Source organism: Effusibacillus consociatus, assembly GCF_042652925.1.
Taxonomy (GTDB): Bacteria; Bacillota; Bacilli; order Tumebacillales; family Effusibacillaceae; genus Effusibacillus; species Effusibacillus consociatus.
The window spans coordinates 42,675-63,405 of sequence record NZ_JBHSHC010000157.1 but is presented as its reverse complement, the minus strand read 5'-3'; the positions used below and the strand labels follow the sequence as shown (position 1 = coordinate 63,405).

General features: G+C 49.5%; 17 protein-coding genes and 1 pseudogene. All 18 read left to right on the top strand.

Going from position 1 to position 20,731, the window contains the following annotated elements:
• The first annotated feature begins 53 nt into the window (after nucleotides 1–53).
• The 18 genes and pseudogenes from ACFO8Q_RS23335 to ACFO8Q_RS23250 all read left to right on the top strand — a co-directional run bounded on the left by ACFO8Q_RS23335 (nucleotide 54) and on the right by ACFO8Q_RS23250 (nucleotide 20,725).
• Nucleotides 54–692, top strand: a complete 639-nt coding sequence (locus tag ACFO8Q_RS23335) for a precorrin-8X methylmutase (protein WP_380029669.1) — start codon at nucleotides 54–56, stop codon at nucleotides 690–692.
• 6 nt (nucleotides 693–698) lie between these two features.
• Nucleotides 699–1,826: a cobalt-precorrin-5B (C(1))-methyltransferase gene (locus ACFO8Q_RS23330; RefSeq protein WP_380029667.1), complete on the top strand. Its 1,128-nt coding sequence runs from the start codon at nucleotides 699–701 to the stop codon at nucleotides 1,824–1,826.
• Nucleotides 1,792–3,105, top strand: a complete 1,314-nt coding sequence (cbiE, locus tag ACFO8Q_RS23325; RefSeq protein ID WP_380029665.1) for a precorrin-6y C5,15-methyltransferase (decarboxylating) subunit CbiE — start codon at nucleotides 1,792–1,794, stop codon at nucleotides 3,103–3,105. Before ACFO8Q_RS23330 ends, cbiE begins: the two co-directional genes overlap by 35 nt.
• Nucleotides 3,102–3,863, top strand: coding sequence for a precorrin-2 C(20)-methyltransferase (gene cobI, locus ACFO8Q_RS23320; RefSeq protein ID WP_380029663.1), 762 nt, complete (start codon nucleotides 3,102–3,104; stop codon nucleotides 3,861–3,863). Before cbiE ends, cobI begins: the two co-directional genes overlap by 4 nt.
• A 1-nt stretch (nucleotide 3,864) precedes the next feature.
• Entirely contained in the window at nucleotides 3,865–4,746 is an 882-nt protein-coding gene (gene cobM, locus ACFO8Q_RS23315; protein WP_380029661.1) for a precorrin-4 C(11)-methyltransferase, read from the top strand.
• Entirely contained in the window at nucleotides 4,746–5,900 is a 1,155-nt protein-coding gene (locus tag ACFO8Q_RS23310) for a cobalt-precorrin 5A hydrolase (RefSeq protein WP_380029659.1), read from the top strand. Before cobM ends, ACFO8Q_RS23310 begins: the two co-directional genes overlap by 1 nt.
• Nucleotides 5,897–7,297, top strand: a complete 1,401-nt coding sequence (locus tag ACFO8Q_RS23305; RefSeq protein WP_380029658.1) for a cobyrinate a,c-diamide synthase — start codon at nucleotides 5,897–5,899, stop codon at nucleotides 7,295–7,297. The genes ACFO8Q_RS23310 and ACFO8Q_RS23305 overlap by 4 nt, the downstream gene beginning before the upstream one ends.
• Nucleotides 7,297–8,226 carry a sirohydrochlorin chelatase gene (locus ACFO8Q_RS23300; RefSeq protein ID WP_380029656.1) on the top strand — a complete coding sequence of 310 codons (930 nt, stop codon included), beginning with the start codon at nucleotides 7,297–7,299 and terminating at the stop codon, nucleotides 8,224–8,226. Before ACFO8Q_RS23305 ends, ACFO8Q_RS23300 begins: the two co-directional genes overlap by 1 nt.
• A gap of 24 nt (nucleotides 8,227–8,250) precedes the next feature.
• Nucleotides 8,251–9,903 carry a precorrin-3B C(17)-methyltransferase gene (gene cobJ / locus ACFO8Q_RS23295; RefSeq protein ID WP_380029654.1) on the top strand — a complete coding sequence of 551 codons (1,653 nt, stop codon included), beginning with the start codon at nucleotides 8,251–8,253 and terminating at the stop codon, nucleotides 9,901–9,903.
• Nucleotides 9,904–9,947: 44 nt separating this feature from the next.
• Nucleotides 9,948–10,688 (top strand): annotated as a pseudogene (gene cobA, locus ACFO8Q_RS23290) (uroporphyrinogen-III C-methyltransferase); the annotation flags it as partial.
• 186 nt (nucleotides 10,689–10,874) lie between these two features.
• Nucleotides 10,875–11,141: an arsenate reductase family protein gene (locus ACFO8Q_RS23285; RefSeq protein ID WP_380029652.1), complete on the top strand. Its 267-nt coding sequence runs from the start codon at nucleotides 10,875–10,877 to the stop codon at nucleotides 11,139–11,141.
• Nucleotides 11,142–11,226: 85 nt separating this feature from the next.
• Nucleotides 11,227–11,883 carry a YjbE family putative metal transport protein gene (locus ACFO8Q_RS23280; protein WP_380029650.1) on the top strand — a complete coding sequence of 219 codons (657 nt, stop codon included), beginning with the start codon at nucleotides 11,227–11,229 and terminating at the stop codon, nucleotides 11,881–11,883.
• 85 nt (nucleotides 11,884–11,968) lie between these two features.
• On the top strand, nucleotides 11,969–12,898 hold the full coding sequence (locus ACFO8Q_RS23275) for a ketopantoate reductase family protein (protein ID WP_380029648.1): 930 nt from the start codon (nucleotides 11,969–11,971) through the stop codon (nucleotides 12,896–12,898).
• 74 nt (nucleotides 12,899–12,972) lie between these two features.
• Entirely contained in the window at nucleotides 12,973–13,992 is a 1,020-nt protein-coding gene (gene namA / locus ACFO8Q_RS23270; protein WP_380029645.1) for an NADPH dehydrogenase NamA, read from the top strand.
• A gap of 742 nt (nucleotides 13,993–14,734) precedes the next feature.
• Nucleotides 14,735–15,907 carry a radical SAM protein gene (locus tag ACFO8Q_RS23265; protein ID WP_380029642.1) on the top strand — a complete coding sequence of 391 codons (1,173 nt, stop codon included), beginning with the start codon at nucleotides 14,735–14,737 and terminating at the stop codon, nucleotides 15,905–15,907.
• 67 nt (nucleotides 15,908–15,974) lie between these two features.
• Nucleotides 15,975–17,216 (top strand): MFS transporter, encoded by a 1,242-nt coding sequence (locus tag ACFO8Q_RS23260; protein WP_380029640.1) that lies wholly within the window; start codon nucleotides 15,975–15,977, stop codon nucleotides 17,214–17,216.
• Nucleotides 17,191–18,435: an ATP-grasp domain-containing protein gene (locus tag ACFO8Q_RS23255; RefSeq protein ID WP_380029638.1), complete on the top strand. Its 1,245-nt coding sequence runs from the start codon at nucleotides 17,191–17,193 to the stop codon at nucleotides 18,433–18,435. The genes ACFO8Q_RS23260 and ACFO8Q_RS23255 overlap by 26 nt, the downstream gene beginning before the upstream one ends.
• 13 nt (nucleotides 18,436–18,448) lie before the next feature.
• Nucleotides 18,449–20,725 (top strand): hypothetical protein, encoded by a 2,277-nt coding sequence (locus tag ACFO8Q_RS23250; protein WP_380029636.1) that lies wholly within the window; start codon nucleotides 18,449–18,451, stop codon nucleotides 20,723–20,725.
• Nucleotides 20,726–20,731: the final 6 nt, after the last annotated feature.

Genomic DNA, 20,731 nt, shown 5'->3' with positions numbered 1-20,731 from the left:
TGATGTTTGGAGAATGCGATTTGGAATTTTGAACAGCAAAAGGAGTGACTCAAATGACGTTTGTTCCGTTGACAACTCAACCGCAAGAAATCGAGGAAAAGAGTTTTGAGATTATTGCAGAGGAACTGGGGGAGCACCCTTTCACCGCAGAACAGTTCCCTGTGGTGCAGCGGGTGATCCATGCTTCGGCTGATTTTGAACTTGGACGGTCGCTTCTTTTCACCCCTGATGCGATTCAGGCCGGCATTCAAGCGATCCGCTCCGGTTGTCCGGTGGTCGCGGATGTCCAGATGGTAGAGGTAGGGGTTTCCAAACCCCGATTGGAAAAGTTCGGGGGTAAGGTTCACTGCTTCATTTCAGATCCGGATGTCATGGAGGAAGCAAAAAAACTCAATACAACCAGAGCAATTGTTGCGACCCGTAAGGCGGCCCGTCTTTATGACGGGGCAATCTGGGCAATCGGAAACGCTCCGACCGCATTGCTTGAATTAATTCGGTTGGTGGAAACGGGGGAAGCCAAACCCGGTCTCATTATCGGCGTTCCGGTGGGCTTTGTTTCCGCAGCCGAATCGAAAGAACTGCTCAGCAAGTCAAAAGGGGTTCCGTTTATTACAAATATCGGACGCAAAGGCGGATCGCCGGTTGCTGTATCGATCGTCAATGCTCTTTCACTGTTGGCTGCTCGGGAGTAGTGTTCCATGGCAAAAGAGGCTGACAAGGAGAAACCTCTTCGCCACGGATATACGACTGGCGCCTGTGCAACAGCGGCCGCGAAAGCGGCCGCTCATGCCTTGTTGACAGGAGAGGCTTGGGCGCATGTAACGATCCGTATTCCGGCGGGGTTGGATGTGACCTTTGAAGTGCACAATCTTGAATTTACCCGGGATATGGCAACCTGTTCCGTGATTAAGGACGGGGGGGACGACCCGGATGCCACTCACGGGGCCCATATTTTTGCAACGGTAACGTATTCGAAGCAGCCAGGAATTGATCTGGACGGTGGAGTCGGTGTCGGACGGATTACCAAGCCGGGGGTGGGGCTTCCGGTGGGAGCCCCCGCGATCAATCCGGTTCCGCAGAAGATGATCCGGGAGGCGGTCTCGCAAGCAGCGGGCGAATTCTTGGAGGAACGTGGGCTTCGAGTGGTAATTTCCGTCCCTGACGGGGAAGAGATTGCCAAAAAGACGTTGAACGCCCGTCTTGGAATTATCGGAGGAATCTCGATCCTGGGAACGACCGGGATTGTAAAACCTTTTTCTTCGGCGGCGTACATTGCAAGTGTTATTCAGGCAATAGATGTAGCGGTAGCTAACGGGTGCGACCATCTGGTGCTCACCACGGGCGGTCGAAGTGAACGTGTTGCGCAAGAGGATTTGCCGGAGCTTTCGGAAGAGGCTTTCATCCAAATGGGGGATTTTGCCGGAATCGCTTTAAAGCAATGTGCAAAGAAGGGTGTTAAAAAAGTCACAATGTCCGGAATGATGGGGAAATTCTCCAAGCTGGCGGCCGGTCATATGAACCTGCATTCGAAAGGCTCGCAGGTGGATTTTGAATTTCTGGCCTCGGTGGCATCCAAAGTCGGGGTTCCACCGGAACTGCTTGCAGAAATCAGGCAGGCCAATACCGCAAAGCAGGTGGGCGACATGCTCGAGGCAGCCGGATATCAGAAATTTTTCGCGCTGTTGTGTTCGATGATTAGTGAGGAATGCAGGAAACACGGCGGGGGAGTGTTTGAAGTGGATACAGTTTTGGCTGAATTTGACGGACGCATTATCGGGAGGGGGTCTACAGATGCATCCAGTCCGAATTATCGGGATTGGCGATGACGGGGCTGCAAGCCTGACATCCTCGCAGCTCAAGTGGGTAGCGGAAGCGGATCTGCTTGTTGGCGGGGAGCGGCACCTCGGTTTCTTTCCGGATGTGAATGCGGATAAGCTTGCTGTCCAGGAGGGGCTCTCCAAAGCGGTGCAGGCGATTGAGGCTGCTCAGGCGGAAGGGAAACAGGTAGTCGTACTCGCATCGGGGGATCCGAACTTTTACGGCATCGCCGGCTATATTGGCAAAAAACTTGGCAAGGATCGAATTGAAATCCACCCTGGTCTGTCTTCGATCCAGTTGGCGTTTGCGAGGCTGAAGGAAAGCTGGCATGACGCGTTTCTTGCTTCTGTGCACGGCAAGACCCGGGAACAAGTGGCGGGCTGGGTGAGAAAACATCCGAAGGTGGCCCTGCTCACAGATGACGACAACACACCAGCCGCTATTGCAAAAGATTTGCTGGCTGCAGGAATTGCCGGAGTCACAGCGTTTGTCGGTGAGAATCTCGGGGGCGAAGGGGAACGTGCCGGACTCTATACTCTGGAGGAGTTGGCGGAAGGAGAGTTTTCTCCGCTGAATGTATTGATTTTGCTGCGGGATGGGGAAGCTGCTTTCACAGCTACGAAGGACGAGACTGCCTCGACGGCGGACACCGCTCTGGCGGCGGATACGGTCTCCTCCTCTTTCCCCATGGGAATACCTGACCACCACTTTCACCAACGCAAACCGAAGCGCGGACTGATTACCAAGTCCGAAGTACGGGCTGTCAGCCTTGCCAAGCTGCAGATCAAACCGCATGACATTATATGGGACATCGGGGCGGCAACGGGATCCGTAGGGATTGAAGCTTCCATGTTGGCTCCGTACGGTCATGCGTACTTGATTGAGAAAAACGCCGAGGACATGGACATACTCCGCGCCAATGTGGAGAAGTTTGGACGGCCGAATGTTACTTTTCAATGCGGGAAGGCTCCGGAAGGACTTGAAGCGTGGCCTGAACCTGATGCGATTTTTATCGGGGGTACGTCCGGGCAGATGCAGCCTTTGCTTGAATTATGTGTCCGGAAGTTGAAACCGGGCGGGAGAATCGTGCTGAATGCGGCGACAATCGAGAATTTATATGGGGCGGTTGAAGGATTCAAGCGTCTTGATATGCATGTGGACATCACGATGCTGCAGGTGGCGAGAAGCAAACCGATTTTGAATCTGACGCGGTTTGAGTCGTTTGATCCCGTGTATATTGTGAAAGCCGTTCGAATGGAAGACCGAGAGGAGACAGACGAAGAATGAACATCGGAAAATTGTATGCAATGGGCGTTGGCCCTGGAGATAAAGAACTGGTCACATTGAAAGCATATCGAATCCTGTCAAAAACGGATGTAATTGCTTATCCGCGCAAATTGAACGGGGACAGCTACGCGTTGTCGATCGTGGAAGAGTATTTGCAGGAAGGGGTCGAGCGTGTGGGACTGCATTTTCCCATGACCCGAGACAAGGAACTGCTCAAGGCCAAATGGGAAGCGATTGTGCAGGAGGTTTGGGAAAAGCTGTCGAGCGGCAAAAATGTGGCATTCGTTACAGAAGGTGACCCCTACCTGTACAGTACGGCCATTCATTTGACGGGGTTGATGAAAGAGCGTCATCCTGAAGTGGAAATTGAGATTATACCGGGTATCTCTTCGATTAACGGAGCTGCATCCAAGCTCGACATTCCTCTTGCAGACGGGGATCAACAACTGGGGATTATCCCGGCAACCTACGATATGGACGCAATGCGTAAAGCACTTGAGGAGCACGATACGGTAGTATTCCTGAAAGTGGCGAAGGTCCTGACCGAGGTGATCGGAATTCTGAAAGAAATGGATCTCGTCGACAAAGCTACAGTTGTGACCAAAGTGGGTTCGCCCGAAGAAGTGATCTATGAGGATGTGGCTTCTCTGGAAGGGCAGGAGCTTGAATATCTGACCCTGATGATCGTCAAAAAAGCACTCAAAGAGCACAAGTCGCGCCAAGGCACCACAGGTGCCGGGTCGCGCCAGGGAGCGTGAGATGGTGGCAGGCAAGGTCTATATCATTGGAGCGGGTCCCGGTGATCCGGAATTGATCACCGTGAAAGGAAAAAGATTGATTGAAGAGGCGGATTTGATTCTATATACGGATTCTCTGGTGAATGAAGAATTGGTTGCCAACCCAAAACCGGGGGCGGTTGTTGAGAAAAGCGCAGGTCTCACCCTGGAAGAGATTGTAGCCCGGATGGTGGAAGTTGCCGAAGCTGGCGGTTCAGTCGCAAGGGTTCACACAGGGGACCCGGCGGTGTATGGGGCGATTCTGGAACAGATTGTTCATCTGAACGAAGCGGGAATCGAATGGGAGATTGTACCGGGCGTTTCTTCTGTGTTTGCGGCCGCCGCAGTGCTGGGGGCTGAATTGACCGTGCCCGAACTGACACAGACATTGATTTTGACCCGTGCGGAAGGCCGAACCCCGGTACCGGAAGGGGAGAAGTTGGCAGATCTCGCGAAACACGGGGCGACGATAGCTCTCTTCCTGTCTGCCACCCTGATGGAGAAAGTGGTGTCCGAATTAAGGGAAGCTGGCTGGAGTGACGATACCCCGGTGGCGGTTGTACAAAGAGCCACATGGCCTGATCAAATCATTCTCCGCTCCACAGTAGGGGAAGTGGCAGGGGAGATGAAGCGTCTCGGAATCAGATCCCATGCCATGGTACTGGCGGGTAAGGCTCTTGACGAAAGTTTGCAGTGGTCGCATGAACATAAATCGAAACTGTACGACAAGTCGTTTGCGCATCGATATCGGCGGGCTGTTAAAGAGACCGGATTGCCAGGCGGTTCATCCGAAGGCGAGACGGCGGCCACGGCTGACCATCCACCGGCGGATGGCGTGAAAACAGCGGTTCGAGGTGAATTGTGATGCGGATCGCAGAAAATCCGAAACCGTACGCGATTGTGGGAATCACCAAACACGGAGCGGAGCTTGCCCGTCAATTGGCCGATCAGATGCCGGATGCAGACCTCTATTTGTCCGAAAAGTTTCTGCAGGAGGGAGACGAGGAAACTGTTTATTCGTTTCCGACCAACGTCAGGCTGTTGCTGGAACAGATCTTTCACAACTACGAAGGATGGATTCTTTTGATCTCCCTTGGGGCGGTAGTGCGTATGATCGCACCCGTTCTCAAGGACAAAAAAGTTGACCCGGCGGTTGTTGTGGTTGACGACAAAGCCCAGTTCGCCATTTCAGTGCTGTCCGGTCATCTGGGAGGCGCCAATGCGCTGACGGAGCGGGTGGCTGGAATCCTTGGGGCAGCACCTGTAGTTACCACAGCATCCGATGTATCGGGCACGATTGCGGTTGATCTGCTCGGACGGGAGTTTGGCTGGAAGATCGATGATGACAGGCAGGTAACCCCCGCATCGGCTGCGGTGGTAAATGAAGAACCGGTTGTGGTAATACAGGAGACCGGGGAAACCAATTGGTGGAAACGCAAATCGCCGATTCCCAAGCAGATCCAAGTGGTGGGCTGTGTGGAAGAGGCGAGGGCGATCCGCGCCCAGGGATATAACGCGGTACTCTGGGTGAGCGACAGGTTACTGACTGAAGACCAACTCTCGATTGCACCTTATCGGGTGGTTTACCGTCCGAAGTCAATTGTGTTGGGGCTTGGCTGCAATCGCGGCACATCGTTGGAAGAGATCGAAAATGTGGTCTTCACCACTCTGGAACAGCAAAGGTTATCGTGGAAAAGCGTGGCTTGTATTGCGACGATCAGCTTGAAAAAAGACGAAGAAGGATTTCTGGCCCTCTCACAAAAATACGGTTGGCCGTTAGTCGCCTATGAGCCGGAGGAATTAAACCGGGTGCCGATTCCGAACCCGTCGGATACGGTACACAAATTCACGGGAGCTTACGGAGTGAGCGAACCGGCCGCAATGCTTTCCGCTTCAACAGACCAGCTCTTGCTGGAAAAGACTGCGAGCGGCAATGTGACCATCGCTTTGGCAAGGGTCAATTTTTCTAAAAAGTCAAGTACAACTCCTGCAGTTGAGGGTATGGAGGTACCATCATGAGTCGAATCCCACGTTTGGTCATTGCGGGCACAGGCTCGGGTGTCGGAAAAACCACATTGACTGTCGGGCTGATGGCCGCTTTTCAGAAAAAGGGCTTTACCGTTCAAGGCTATAAAGTGGGACCTGATTACATCGATCCCTCCTATCACACCGCTGTCACGGGGAGGCAGTCTCGCAACCTGGATACCTGGATGCTCACCCGCGATACCATGCGGGAATGCTTTCTGCGCGGGGTGGACGGTGCCGATCTGGCTGTCATCGAAGGGGTCATGGGGTTCTATGACGGAAAAAGCCCACTCAGCGATCAGGGCAGCACGGCAGAGGTTGCGAAGCTGCTGGATGCACCTGTAATTTTGGTGATTAATGCCCATTCGATGGCCCGTTCAGCGGCAGCGGTTGTACTCGGATTTCAAAAATTGGACCCTACCGTGCGGATCATCGGTGTAATTGCGAACAAAGTCGGTTCGAAAGGCCACTTTGACCTTGTAAAAGCGGCGATTGAGCAGGAATGCGGGATTCCTTGTCTGGGGTATTTGGAACGGGATGATGTTCTTACAATGCCTGAACGCCATCTCGGTCTGATTCCTGCTGTCGAGCGGGGAGAACTGAATGATCTGTTTCATTTGCTTGCCGATCAGGTGAGCTCAAATGTGGATCTTAACCGTCTTTGGGAGTTGGCGAGAACCGCTCCTGAAATTGAATCGCCTGAAACCAGACTGTTTCCTGCGGAGCGGACTGCTGCAAGTGTGCGTATCGGTGTGGCCAGGGACTCCGCTTTTAACTTCTACTATCCGGAGAACTTGGAGCTGTTGGAAGCATATGGGGCAGAACCGGTGTTTTTTTCACCGCTGGAAGACGAACGATTGCCAAACGACATTGACGGGCTCTATATTGGCGGCGGTTTTCCGGAGGAATTTGCGGAAGAGCTTTCGGCCAAGAGCGTTCTGATGGAAGACATCCGCGATGTGCACGTATCCGGTATGCCGATCTACGCGGAGTGCGGTGGCTTGATGTATTTGTGCCGGAGCCTGACCGATCGGCAGGGCAGGGAATTCCCGATGGTGGGTTTGGTCCCGGCGAAAGTCAAGATGCAGCGGCGTTTGGCAGCTCTCGGCTATCGGGAGGCGGTCGCGGCAGTTGACCATCTTTTGCTGGAAGAGGGCGGCACCGCGCGGGGGCATGAGTTTCATTACTCCGTTTTGACTCTGGAGGAGGAGGCCTATCCATGGGCTTGGCGTCTGTCGGGCCGTAAAGGGGAGACACCAGAGGGGTATGCTGACGGGAATCTTTTAGCGAGTTACACTCATCTGCATTTTGGATCAAACGTCAACGCGGTCCGTTCCCTGATCGAACGTTGTCACCAGTTTCACGTGAGGAAAAAGAAGGAGGGGTGCTAGTGCAGGAAGTTGTACTGCTTATTGGTCACGGCAGCCGGGATGCGGAAGGCAATCGGCAGTTTGAGTCCTTTGTGGAGCGGATCCGGGAGAAGAAGAACGATGCAAGGCTTGAATTCGCCTATCTGGAATTGGCCCACCCGACAATCGGAGAAACGATTGATCGTCTTGCGGCGGAAGGGATTGTTCATATTACGGCTGTGCCGGTGATCCTGCTCGCTGCCGGTCATGTGAAAGTGGAAATCCCGCATATTTTGGACGAAGCGAGACAGCGACATCCCCAAATGCAGATTCAGTATGGACGCCACTTAGGTTTGCATGAAGAAGTGCTTCACATCTTGGAGGAAAGGCTGCGGCAGGCGGAACATGAAGGTCAGGATCGTCAGGATACCACCATCCTGCTGGTCGGTCGCGGTTCGAGTGATGCGGATGCGAACGGGGATCTCTATAAACTAGCTCGAATTCTGTGGGAACGGACAGGGGTCGCGAACGTGGAAAATTGTTTTATCGGTGTGACCTACCCGGATTTTCCAACGGGTATTTTGCGTGCGGCAAGAACGGGAAGTTCCCACGTGATTGTTTTGCCGTATTTTCTGTTCACCGGTGTTCTCATCAAGCGAATGGAAACGATGCTGGAGGAACTTTCCCGCGAATTTGCAAATGTCACGTTTTCTCTGGCACATTATTTCGGTTATCACCCCAAACTGGTTGACATTGTGATCGATCGGATTGAGGAAGTTGACCACGGCGAGGCCAGGATGAATTGCGACATGTGCAAATATCGCCTGGAGGCACTCCACCACCATGATCATCACCATGATGACCACCACCACGATCATGAAGGGCATGATCACGTGCACCACCATGATCATGGACACCAGGATGAGCATCATGACCATCAAGATTCAGTTGTGTTTAAGGAGAAGATCTGATCGGAACAGAGAGGAGGGAGAGCCATGGGGAAGGTTTTTGTCGTAGGTTTCGGGCCGGGCGCTTACGAGCAGATGACCGAACGGGCCAGATTCGCGATTGAACAAAGTGAAATGGTGATCGGGTACAAGACGTATGTCGATATTGTCAGCGGTTTGATTTCCGATAAACAAATTGTGCGAACCGGAATGACTGAAGAAGTTTCGCGGGCGCAAGAAGCGGTGAAGCAGGCAAAAGAGGGGCGTACTGTCGCTGTAATCTCGTCGGGAGAATCGGGGATTTACGGGATGGCCGGTCTTGTCTATGAAGTGCTGATCGAGCAAGGGTGGAAACCTGGCGATAATCCGGAAGTCGAGGTTGTACCGGGGGTTCCGGCACTTGCATCTTGTGCCTCTCTGTTAGGTGCGCCTTTGATGCATGACTTTGTGTCAATCTCCCTGTCTGACTTGCTGACTCCCTGGGAAGTGATTGCCAAACGGGTGGAAGCGGCCGGAATGGGCGATTTCGTCGTAGTCTTGTATAACCCAAGGAGCGGAAGACGCACGCGCCAAATCGTTGAGACACAAAAGATTCTGCTAAAATACCGCTCCCCCAAGACTCCTGTAGGACTGGTGAAAAGCGCGTTTCGAGAAGCGCAGAACGTTGTGGTGACTACGTTGGAAGACATGCTGAATTATGACATCGGCATGTTAACCACTGTGATTATCGGAAATTCTTCGACGATCAACTACCATGATTTAATAGTTACTCCTCGTGGCTATCAGCGCAAATATACGCTTTCCAGGGAAGGGGGGCGGTTGGAAGGGCAACCGCGGGGCTTGATGCCAAGCCCATGGTCGCTTGATGCAACCGTTCCGGTCAACATGGAATCGCAAGGGGAGCAGGTCCGGTCGATTGAGGCGAGAACCACTCAGGTTCAGTCTCTTGTAACCAGTCCTCTTCCCAGGGATGCCGGGCAGACGTATGAAAAAGGATCTGTTTCTGTACCGACGATGGCTGCTGCTGCGGTCAACCCTGTTCACCCTCAACATCTTCCGGTGTTGGAGATCGCTGTTTCACCGGGAGTGGCGAACAAAAACTTTACCTCGGCCCAACTGATGGGTATTGCAGAATTAGTGGGGGAGACCGGCAGCATCACTTATACGCCGAGTCATGAAATGATCTTAAAGATTCCCGGAGGAGATCCGGAAGAGGTCACCCCACATTTGCTTGCGATGGGGCTGTTGATCTCACCTACAGGTTTAAAGGCCCACATCGTGGCGTGCGACTTCTGTGAAGGGGAGAAAACGGAGGGGGTTCCTTACGCGGAAGAACTTCATGAGCTGCTGCACGGGGAAGAGATGCCAAACGAATTGAAAATAGGCTTTAACGGGTGTGCAATGGCTTGCTACGGCGCGGTAATGGAGGATATCGGAGTGGTTTACCGCCGGGGTTTCTTTGAGCTCTATTTGGGTGGGAAACGCGGTGGATGCGCCCCGCATCCCGGTCAAAAAGTGGCGGAAGGAATTCCTCCTGAAGAAGTGGTCGGAATGGTGAGAGAAATTGTGGAAGAGTATAAGCGGAATGCCCATCCGAAAGAAAGATTCCACAAATTTCTGAAGCGGCAGGGGGAAGTGGCAGGATTCCGGTGGGATCATTCCGTGCCTGTCACAACGATTGAACCGGTTTGCGGGGACTGATTGGATCTTTTTACAAGACTAGACGAGCGGAGAGGGGAAGCGGAATGGGGAAAGGAAAAGTCTATATAACCGGAGCAGGTCCCGGTGATCCGAAACTGATCACGGTGCGGGGGCTGGAAACCATTCAGTGTGCGGATGTCATCATCTACGATCGGCTGGTGTCTCCTGAACTGTTAAAGTACGCCCCTGCAAATGCGGAACTGATCTTTGCGGGCAAATTCCCCGACAACCATACTCTGCGTCAGGAAGAAATCAATCAGCTTCTCGTGCGTTATGCGTTGCAGGGAAAAACGGTCACCCGTCTAAAGGGAGGGGATCCGTTTGTATTTGGCCGCGGCGGTGAGGAGGCGGCAGTCTTGGCGGAACATGGGATCGAATATGAAATCATACCGGGAATCACTTCCGCGATCGCAGTCCCTGCTTATGCCGGAATTCCGGTTACGTACCGTGGGGTTGCCTCCTCATTTACCGTGATCACAGGTTGTGAGAATCCCGAAAAAAACGGGTCCTCCATCGATTGGAAGCGGTTTGGCTCATCGTCAGAAACCTTGATTATTCTGATGGGGATTGGGAATTTACCGTTTATCGTCGAGAATTTGCTCGCCGCAGGAAAAAGTCCCGAAACTCCAATTGCTCTGGTTCGCTGGGGAACCTATGCCCGTCAAAAAACATTGGCAGGGACATTGTCCGACATTGTGGATCAAGTCGCGGCGGAAAACTTTAAAAATCCTGCTGTGATCGTAATCGGGCAAGTTGTTGATCTGCATGAAAAATTGGCTTGGTTTTAGAAAACATCCTTTGTCGGATCCTAGCCCTTAGCCCCCCACGGGGCTTTTCTTATGGTACTCTAAAGGAAAATGTTTGAAGAGGTGAAGAATTTCATGACGATTACGATGATGTACCATCCGACTTGAAGCAAAAACAAAGGTACCAGAGAGGTTCTTTCTGGTTTTACGTATACGGAGCGGAATTTGGCAGAATCGATGTTGAATCAAGAGGAAGTGCTGGAGATCGCCCGTTCGCTTGGAATCAGGGTTCATGAATTGCTGCGCCCCAATTCTCCTGTCTATAAAGAGCGGAAAGAGGAATTGCTTGCAATGGATGAAAAACAACTGTCGGCTGTGATTGCAACCGAACCGACTCTGATTAAACGGCCGATCGTAAAGGCGGACAAGGGGTATGTCATTGGGCTCGACGCAGACAGTATCCGGAGGTTGGTCGGGGCCGACGAGGCTTAGCACCGGGGTTCATAGGAAAAGGTCATACCTGTCCGGCTGCTGCATACCTTCAATAGAGACAGATTCGATTGAGGGGTCGATTGTGGTGGAGGGGTTCTGGCTTCAGTTGAGTGAGATCGTTCTGGTAAATCTTGTGCTGTCCGGTGACAATGCATTGTTGATTGCAATGGCAACGTCAGGACTTCCACGGCGTCAACGGAAATTGGCAATGCTGTTGGGGGTTTTCGGGGCTCTGATCATTCGTTTGGTCTTGACGGGAGTTGCCGCCGAAGTAATGACGGTTCCGTTTGTACGGGCGTTGGGTGCACTTCTTTTGGTTGGAATTGCGATCAAAATGGCGGTTAATGAGGAACCGAAAATGTCCTTGTCAGGCGGAAGCTCTCTGCTTTCTGCAGCGGGGACAATTCTGCTGGCGGATGTGACCATGAGTGTTGATAATGTGGCGGCCATCGCGGGAATGGCCGAAGGCAATCTGCTGCTGCTTACTTCCGGACTTCTTATCAGCATGCTGTTTATGTTGGTGGCTAGCGTGTGGATCAGCATGGTATTGGATCGTATCCCGCAGTTGATGATAATCGGGTCCGGGATCCTCGCCTGGACCGCCGGACGAATTCTGGCGGAAGATTCGGGGGTGTCTCACATGGCGGGAAAATATGTTTGGGCTATCCTGCTTGTCATTGCAGTGGTGCCCATGTTGATTGCAGTATTTCGGTTAAAACATCCCCATAAAAGCAGCCGATAGCAATGAAACATAAGAAACGGACCACTTTTTTTCCAAAAGTGGTTTTTTTCTTGTAAGATGACAAGTATAAGCGGGGGTGGAGAATATGGGCGGCAATCAAAACATTCGAATCACCATCATGGGCGGTGGAGCCATCGGAAAGCTGGCAGCGGCAAAATTCATTCAAGCCGGCATGGATGCTACCCTTCTTGTACGGCGAGTGGAGCAGGCGCAACAGCTGAACGAAAAAGGGCTAGTTCTGATACGGACCGACGGGGAACGGATCGTCTTTCGTGTTAAAGCGGCAGTGGACATGCATGCAAATAATCCGGACGTGGTGATACTCACGGTAAAAAGTTTTGATACGGAGCCGGCTGCCAAACAGGTTGCGTCTCTGGCCAGGACTCCGTTCGTACTCTCGATGCAAAATGGGCTTGGCAACGGAGACACACTTTCCCGTATCCTTGGGGATCAGTTTGTTTTACTGGGACTGACGACTTACGGCGCCACTTCTGTTTCTGATTGTGAAGTGGCCGAAAGAGGAGAGGGAGAACTGGTACTGGGGGGCTTTCGCAAAACGAACCCTATTACGCACAAGCTGTCGGCCATTTTTACGGAAGCGGGATGGAATGTGCGAATCGGATATGATATGCAGAAGGAAGTGTGGAAGAAGGCGTTGGTGAATATCGGGATTAACCCGATTACGGCGATTTATAGGGTGACCAATGGAGAAATTGCAAAACGTGGGGAGTTGAAGGAAATTGCGGTGGCGGCGGTCAAAGAAGCGGGGAATGTGGCCGTGGCCCTGGGTGTCTTAACTCCACAAGAGGCAGAGGAAGGAATCGAGCGCATGGTTCAGGTGGCTGCAGACACTGCCGACAACCGTTCTTCCATGCTGCAGGATGTTGAAAAAGGCAGACGGACCGAGATTGATTCCCTCAATGGTGCCATTGTTCGGTTGGGGGAAGAGATGTCTGTCGACACACCGGTGAACCGGCAGATTGTTGAGAAAATGCGGGTTTTTAGAATGCTGTAAGCCAGCTCACTTTACGTTAGCACCTGAAAGGAGTACGATGGTTCTTGTAACAAACTTCCAGGGAGGCAAAGAAAATGCCGACGTTATTTGATCCATTCGAGTTAAAGGGGCTCCAGCTGAAGAACCGCGTGATGATGTCCCCAATGTGTCAGTATCAGGCGAATACCGACGGAACCGTCACAGATTGGCATTATGTGCACTACGGATCACGGGCTGTCGGGGGAGTGGGATTTGTCATGGTGGAAGCTTCCGGAGTCGAAAACCGTGGACGGATTTCCTCCCGTGACGTGGGGATTTTCTCCGATGACCACATTGCCGGACTGAAGCGAATTGTGGATTTTTGCCATGCTTACGGGGCAAAAATAGGGATCCAATTGGCCCATGCCGGTCGGAAGTCGGAAGTGACAGATGAACCGAATGTGGCTCCGAGTGCAATCGCATTTTCAGAAAAATACCGTGTTCCGAAAGAATTAACTGTCCAGGAGATCGAAGAAATAGTCGAAGCGTTTGGGCGGGCTGCCCGAAGGGCTGTGCAAGCCGGATTTGATACAGTTGAAATTCACGGAGCTCACGGGTATTTGATCAATGAATTTTTATCTCCTATTGCCAATCAGCGCGTGGATGAATACGGGGGTACCCCGGCAAAGTGGATGCGGTTTGCAATGGAGGTCATTCACAGAGTCAAAGAGGAGATTCCCTCTGACATGCCGCTCCTGATGAGAGTCTCCGCCGTCGAATATTCGGAAGAAGGATACAGTCTTGATGAGATGGCAGAAATGAGTAAACAGTTTAAGGAAGCGGGCGTCGACATGATCGACGTCTCGTCCGGAGGAAGCATTCCTGTTGCACCTCCACAGTTTCCTGGTTACCAGCTGGCTTTTGCCGAAAAGATCCGCAAAGAAGCCGGTATCCCTGTGATAACGGTGGGACGCATGGAGTGTCCACAGTTGGCGGAGGAAGCAATCCGCCATGGACGTGCGGATCTGGTGGCCATTGCGCGCGGACTGCTGAAGGATCCCTACTGGGCAAAAACAGCCGCCTTGGCACTCGGGGTGGAGATGGAAATGCCGGGAGTCTATAAATTGGGGTACTAAGATAGGCCCATCAAAGTGACGTAAAGTTTTGAAGAGAATTCCGAGTGGGACAATGCTCCCGCGAAAGTGACGCACATTTTTTAACCGACGTTGTCTGAGACGGACCGTCGGTTTTTTTATAAGCCCACCATTATAGAGCAGGCGAATCACTTTCTTAGGAGGTAAAGCCTTTAAGTCCGGATAAACCGCCTAGGACGCATATATGTGATCTGGCTGTTTCAGTATTTTTTGCAGTGTTCTCTGCCCCTTCTGTAAACTAGACAATTCCTCATCCTTTAGTTGGAAAAATATCCTATTTAATGTATTTGTATGCCCCCCAAGCTGATCTGACAGTTGATTTACGACGAGGGTGTATCTCCTGGCTTTATCACATCCATTCCGAACAACCACTCGATTACAAATTGTCAAGATTTATTTTTGTTAACAAATAAACTTCATCTATAAACAAATAAACTTTAATATAATTTAAATAAAAAACTAAAAAACCAGTTGACGTTAATAGAAATTTGTGGTAAAAAATCTATGTAGAAAATTTTTCCTTTATTAGAAATACTTACTTTCTGAAATCTAGTCACTAACCAATCGTGTCCTTACACGAAGGAGGTAGGTTCCGCACTTCATCAAAACATGGAGTGAAAGTACCGGAAACAACGCTGCAGTATAAAATTAACCGGTCTACGAACACGTCATGGAACTACATATAGCGGGCTGGCGGGGTTACACAGTAACAGGAGGGGTTTAAATGAGACTTGAAAAATTTTTAACCACTACTGAACACTTGGAACGAGCCAAGGAGAAGATTGAAGTACTATGGGCAAAAGGGGTTGATTTTAGTCGGGAAGAAGTGGCATCTGCCAAGGAACAAAACCGGATGTTGTTGCTTGACATGGATTTCACAAGTGATTGTCAATTGCACTGTTACTACTGTGACAGAACTCCGGACCGGTTTCAACAGGGAAATCGGGAAATGCTTACCACTGAGGATCGCAAAAATCTTATACTTCAGGCAAAAGAACTGGGTGCCCGTACCGTGGAATTTCCTGGCTCAGGTGAACCGATGATCGATGAAGGATTCTGGGAGGTCATTGAATTTGTCCATCTCAATGGTATGACACCAGTTATATTTACGAGCGGATGGCATTTGGACGACTCAGCGATCGACCGACTGTACGATCTTGGTGCAACTATCTTCCTAAAATATAACTCCACCAATCCGGAAATTAACGACGATATTGTGATGGTAAAGGGATACGGAGAATATGTTGATAAGGTACTGAAGAAACTGGTGGCGAAAGGCTTGAGCGGGAGCGTCCCAACACGCCTGGCTATTGACTTGGTTATGACCCCCAGAAACGAAGATTTGGAAGATGTTGCGAACATCTTTAGATGGTGTCGTGAGAACAATGTGCATAACTACATCTCCACCTTGATCCCCGAAGGAATCGCGGATCGCAAATCCAAATTGTTTGAGAAGAATAGAGCGTACAGCTTCGTTAAGCATCTGGCAAAGATTGACCAGGAAGAATTTGGATTGCAATACGAACCGGTTCTCCCAATGGCCGGAGGTTACAGGTGCCGTCAAGTGAATGTGGGGCTTTTCGTTAACTTGTATGGTGAGGTTTATGACTGTAACGGTTTAGGCAGGTTCCTGGGACATATCCGTGTCAACAGCCTGAAAGACATCTGGAATTCGAGATACGCACGTCACGTCCGTGACAAAGAACAAGATGGGCACTGTGCAGTGCGCGAACGTGTTTGGGATGAGACACAATTGAAAGGCTTTGACCGCAAATTGGAAGATTACTATCTGTGGGAAAAAGTGAACGGTTCGGACCCCATCCTGTTGTCAGGTCTCCGCAAGCGTGAGAATCCGAATGAGCTGATCACAGTTGAAGATCTGAATGAAGTTAAGTAGGGCAAGTGGTTTTTTCATTGAAGGGGGACAAAGTTCCCCTTCGTAACTTTAATGGTGGTGAAAGGGAATGGGTTTAAACAGAAATGCATGGCTTCTAATCGGTGGGCAAAGTGTATCGATTGTGGGAGACAGTTTGCTAGTAATGGTTTTACCCTTAATGGTGTTGGACCTAACCGGATCGGCCTTACAGGTCAGCGTTGTATTTATCTTGACCCAGCTGCCTAACTTCCTCGCTTTTCTTTCTGGCAGAATGAGAAAATATTTTACTCCGAAAACTTTGATCTTTTTTTACGATTTGAGCAGGTTTGTAATATTACTAATCATATCAACCCTGCTTTATTTGAATACAAGCTTAATTTATCTTGTCTATTTTTTGTTCTTTGTAATGAATCTTTTTTCAACGCTGTTCAGGCCAACAAGAATTGAATTTATTACCCATATTGTATCGGAAGACTCATTACGAAAATTCAATTCCTATGACCGAACGTTGGAAGCGGTGGCCACGGCAGTTGGATTCGGTTTGGGGGGATATGCATATCACTACCTTCCTCTTCAATGGGTTTTTGCTTTGAATTCGCTAACCTTCTTTATTTCCGGTATATCGATTCTGTTCCTTAAAACTTCGTATCAAGGTGCAGGACTCGACAACAAACACCACGTAAAAATTTCCTTTTGGGAAACTGTTGTTTCCGTGAGCAAAAACAAAACACAATCGTTTCTTATGTATGGCGAAACGATGGCGGGAGTTGCTTTTGGAATCTTTATGGCAATGTTTGTAGTCTATGCAAGACATTATCTGTCTGTGGACAGCATCACGATCGGCCATCTTGAAATGCTCCAATCCTTTTTTGCCACAATGGCCGGATTCTTAATCTCCTGGGGTCTTGTGAAGGTTTCCGATAGAGTACTAGGATTAATAGGGTACTCGGGCATGGCCCTATCGATGGTCTTGATGGGACTCAACTCGATAGTCTGGCCCGTCTTCTTCCTTATGGCGATAATCGGTTTTTTTAACATGATGTATGCAGTAGCAGTAAGAACACTGCTGCAAACAAACAGTCCAAAGGAAGAGCTTATCCACATTTTTGCCTATGAATCGATCCTTTCAAGGACGGCGTTTATTGTAGGAGCCGGTATGTCGGGAGGCTTGCTGAGCTACTCTGGACTTACAGCAAACTGGGTGATCTTGTCGGCTGGGATTATTCTTTTCTTTGTAGCTGCATGGGGATTTCAAGTTTTGTTTGTTCAACAAAAGAAACTTCCTGAAAGGATGGAGGAGGAACATGACCAAACACATCGTGTTTATTGAAATGAGTATGACCGGCGCGGGTGAAAAAGCTATCGAATACTCCCAGGAGCAAGGTTATCATGTGACGATAGTCAGCCGTAATCCGGATAAATATTCTTCGATCCTGCGGCCCACGACAAGAGTGCTCCAGTGCGAAACGAACAATCAGGAAGAATTAGTGGAAGCAGTAAAGAAGCTGGACATGGAACAAAAGATTGACGGAATCACGACCACGGCAGATTTTTATGTCCCTCAAGCAGCTCTTGCTGCCGAAGCTTTGGGGCTTTCAGGAATGCCATACAAAGCGGCTGCTCATGCTCGAAACAAGTATTATATGCGACTAAATCTGCAAAAGTACCTGCCGCATCTTAATCCGACCTTTGGATTGGTGTTCACCGAAGAGGAAGCGTTAAAGATGGCGAGAGAGTGGGGGTTTCCATTAATTGCTAAACCTCAAGATGCCAACGATAGCTTGAATGTAATCCGGATCCATACTGAGGACCAATTGGTCGACTATATGCGGGCTTCAAAACAATGGAAGTATAATTCCGCTGGACAGCCATATTCGAACGGAGTATTGCTGGAGGGTTATATCGAAGGAAAGGAATTTAGTGTTGAAACTGTACAGCATAAAGGCGGTAAGATCCAACTAATAGGTGTAACCGAAAAAGTTTTAACAGGTGCCAAACGTGGTTATTTCGTGGAGATCGGAGTTTGCTTCCCGACTCGTACTCCGGAATCCGAAATTTTGTACAAAGAAGTAGCAAATGCTCTCCGCAGCCTGAACATTGACTGCGGTGTAATACATACAGAGTGTCGAATAAAAGACGGCAAGGTAAAGATTCTGGAGATCAATCCACGTTTGATGGGCGATATGGCGGGGAGTCATATGATCGAACTGGCACTTGGAACAAGCCCTATTCAGTTTGTTGTCGAGACCGCTTTAGGAAATAAGATTCCTTGGGAGCCGAAAAAAGAAAGTGGGGCGGCGATGTATGGAATCTGCATGCCACAAACCGGACTTTTTGGCGGGATTGAAAACCTGGAGGAAGTGAAGAAAATGCCGGGAGTGGCCCATATGAAAGTGATGGCAGATATTGGTGAGCGCTATTACTATCCGCCACTTTCAAACGGTGATTTTGTAGCACGCCTTGTTACGGGGGGGGAAACTCCTGAACAAGCATTGGAGCTCGCAAAAGAAGCAGCTGCCCATGTAAAGGTCAAAGTCATTCATCAGTGAGAGGAGAAGAAGTATGGAGCAATTTGTTCTGGTAGACAACGAGCTTCAATTTTATTGCGCTTATATCCAATCCCTGATTGATCCAGAAGGCACGAAGGTTTTCCCTGTTCTTACCAGATTCCCCGAGATTACGTACTCTCTTTTAGAGAAGAGAGACGTACCGTGTGTTTTCAATTCAGCAAACCAATTTTCTCGGGAAGTTTTGGATCTGGGTACGGAATTGATCTCGATGATTGAACAAGGGGAAATCGTAAAGATCACCCAATTTTACAACCGTCTGAAAGAGAAGGTATCTTCTCGAGGACAAACGACTTTGTCTTATGTAATCGGAGTAGGTAGAAGTGCAGGCCTCGGAGCGCTGCGGGCTTTAGCTGACGGAAGGGAATTTTTGGCGGTCGAAAGTTTGCAGGACGAGAAGATTTCCCACCTCAGGTTTAAAGCGAAAAGTCTTTATGTGGTTGTAGAGGATCTGAAGGATGAAGATGTCGTCTATCTTCAAAACGCCTCTAATTCGGAACCGCAACAAGAGATATTTGAAGGCGTACGAGCATTTGGAATAGGATATCTTCACGCACGCAATTTCGAAATGATGACTTATTTGGATGCAAAACAAAGGTTTGGCAGCTTAAATAGGAACGACAACCCGGTCGATCTGATCATTGACTCCTTTTTATCGGAAAAACCACGACGAATATCCGAAGATGTTATCGCTGTTCCGTATCAAGAGGTGAGCCGTGAGACAATCGCCGGTCAATCGAATATCAATCTGTTGTCAATCACTTCGCACGGGATGAGTGATTTGATTCACCTCAATAGTGATTATATCTGCGGGAAGAGTCCTTATCTTAACGTTTCCGAATTTAAGACGGCGAAAATACCCTCTTGTATGGAAGAGGGGGGTTTCTGCTTCTTCAAAAAGAGTGGGAATCCGATACTTGCTCACGAAATCCAGGCAGATCATGTTTTTATCAATTCCTGCGGCTCTCTCCGGTTTCGGGAAAGTAACTTCGACCCACTGTTTAATGTAAGCTATACGGTGTTGGAAGGCCAAGCGAAAAGTTTCGTTGGATCGATCAGATGGAAGGACGGACACGGTTCAGAGAGCCTGCTTTATTATCACCTCTTAAAATCCGGGTTTACGTTAGGAGAGGCCGCTTTTCTCCTCAATCATTCTCTCTTCTCGAATCAATTTGAGAGTACGAACGATGTCTTTTATCTAATCGGGGATCCGGATGAGAAGCTTGAAAACGCGATTCCGGCCCAAAGGTTCGATGAATTGTCCGAAGGGGAGAATCGCATCCGGATAGAAGGCGGCTTTAAGATTTTGAAGATCAGTTCCCCAACCTTAATAAAATCGTTCTTTGATTGTCAACTATTTATTTGGATAAAAAATAAAAAATCCCTTTTTGTATCATCCATTCCGACCACAACGCAAGAAGCTCTGTATGTCTTTCTTTACGCTTATGAAGACATAGCTGATGAATTTATCATCGAGGTAAATCGATTTCACAAAACGTATTTGAAGGTTCTGGAGAAGTATCAACTTATCGAACAGAACCTGAGTCCTTCACTTGGACTCAACCGCTTGTATCCCAACTGGATCAAGCAAGGTGGTAAAAAGAATCTTGAAAATAGGATCCTGAACATCTCCCGACTCTATAAATCAAGCTTTACAGATCCGAACATGACAGAAAAGCTGTACTCATCCTGTAAAAAGTTTTTGGATGAAGTGGATCAGCTCGATGTCGAAATTGCCCAAGCGCTGTATGACTCGATCAGCAAAACTTCGTTCCGCTTTTCGGAGCACTACCAAGACAACTTTTTGTTAAAGACTATGGAAGAAGAGAAGCGATGCTACATCTGCGGAAAAAAGTTAATTCATCGTTATCTGCGACACATTCTAAGGCCGTCACTTTTTCGTGTGGAAATGATCTGCACTAACTGCGGCGGAATTGAAGATAAGCCTGATTTGCTGTTTTCGATGCAGATCAACTTTGATGAGCTATTTAAGAGAAATAGTGTTCATAAAGTAACGGTTCGTTTAACCAATGACTCTGAAAAGGAGTATGACGGATTTAACCTTGTTTCGGTAAGAAGGAGTGCCGAATACGCAGTCTGCCCAAAACAGGCGATTCAAAGAGTTTCCGTAAAACCGCGTGCCGCTTTGGATGTCGAGTTTGACATGGAAATAGGCAAGGATGTTCCAGTTCACCAGTACAACATCCAGACAGCATTTGTTTCTACGACTCAAATTTTTTTAGCGACCCGTTCATTCTGGGTGACTCGATAGAATCAT

Coding starts and splice junctions, on each gene's coding strand:
- ACFO8Q_RS23335 (WP_380029669.1), top strand. CDS start 54: ATGACGTTTGTTCCGTTGACAACTCAACCGCAAGAAATCGAGGAAAAG.
- ACFO8Q_RS23330 (WP_380029667.1), top strand. CDS start 699: ATGGCAAAAGAGGCTGACAAGGAGAAACCTCTTCGCCACGGATATACG.
- cbiE (WP_380029665.1), top strand. CDS start 1,792: ATGCATCCAGTCCGAATTATCGGGATTGGCGATGACGGGGCTGCAAGC.
- cobI (WP_380029663.1), top strand. CDS start 3,102: ATGAACATCGGAAAATTGTATGCAATGGGCGTTGGCCCTGGAGATAAA.
- cobM (WP_380029661.1), top strand. CDS start 3,865: ATGGTGGCAGGCAAGGTCTATATCATTGGAGCGGGTCCCGGTGATCCG.
- ACFO8Q_RS23310 (WP_380029659.1), top strand. CDS start 4,746: ATGCGGATCGCAGAAAATCCGAAACCGTACGCGATTGTGGGAATCACC.
- ACFO8Q_RS23305 (WP_380029658.1), top strand. CDS start 5,897: ATGAGTCGAATCCCACGTTTGGTCATTGCGGGCACAGGCTCGGGTGTC.
- cobJ (WP_380029654.1), top strand. CDS start 8,251: ATGGGGAAGGTTTTTGTCGTAGGTTTCGGGCCGGGCGCTTACGAGCAG.
- ACFO8Q_RS23275 (WP_380029648.1), top strand. CDS start 11,969: ATGGGCGGCAATCAAAACATTCGAATCACCATCATGGGCGGTGGAGCC.
- namA (WP_380029645.1), top strand. CDS start 12,973: ATGCCGACGTTATTTGATCCATTCGAGTTAAAGGGGCTCCAGCTGAAG.
- ACFO8Q_RS23265 (WP_380029642.1), top strand. CDS start 14,735: ATGAGACTTGAAAAATTTTTAACCACTACTGAACACTTGGAACGAGCC.
- ACFO8Q_RS23260 (WP_380029640.1), top strand. CDS start 15,975: ATGGGTTTAAACAGAAATGCATGGCTTCTAATCGGTGGGCAAAGTGTA.
- ACFO8Q_RS23255 (WP_380029638.1), top strand. CDS start 17,191: ATGACCAAACACATCGTGTTTATTGAAATGAGTATGACCGGCGCGGGT.
- ACFO8Q_RS23250 (WP_380029636.1), top strand. CDS start 18,449: ATGGAGCAATTTGTTCTGGTAGACAACGAGCTTCAATTTTATTGCGCT.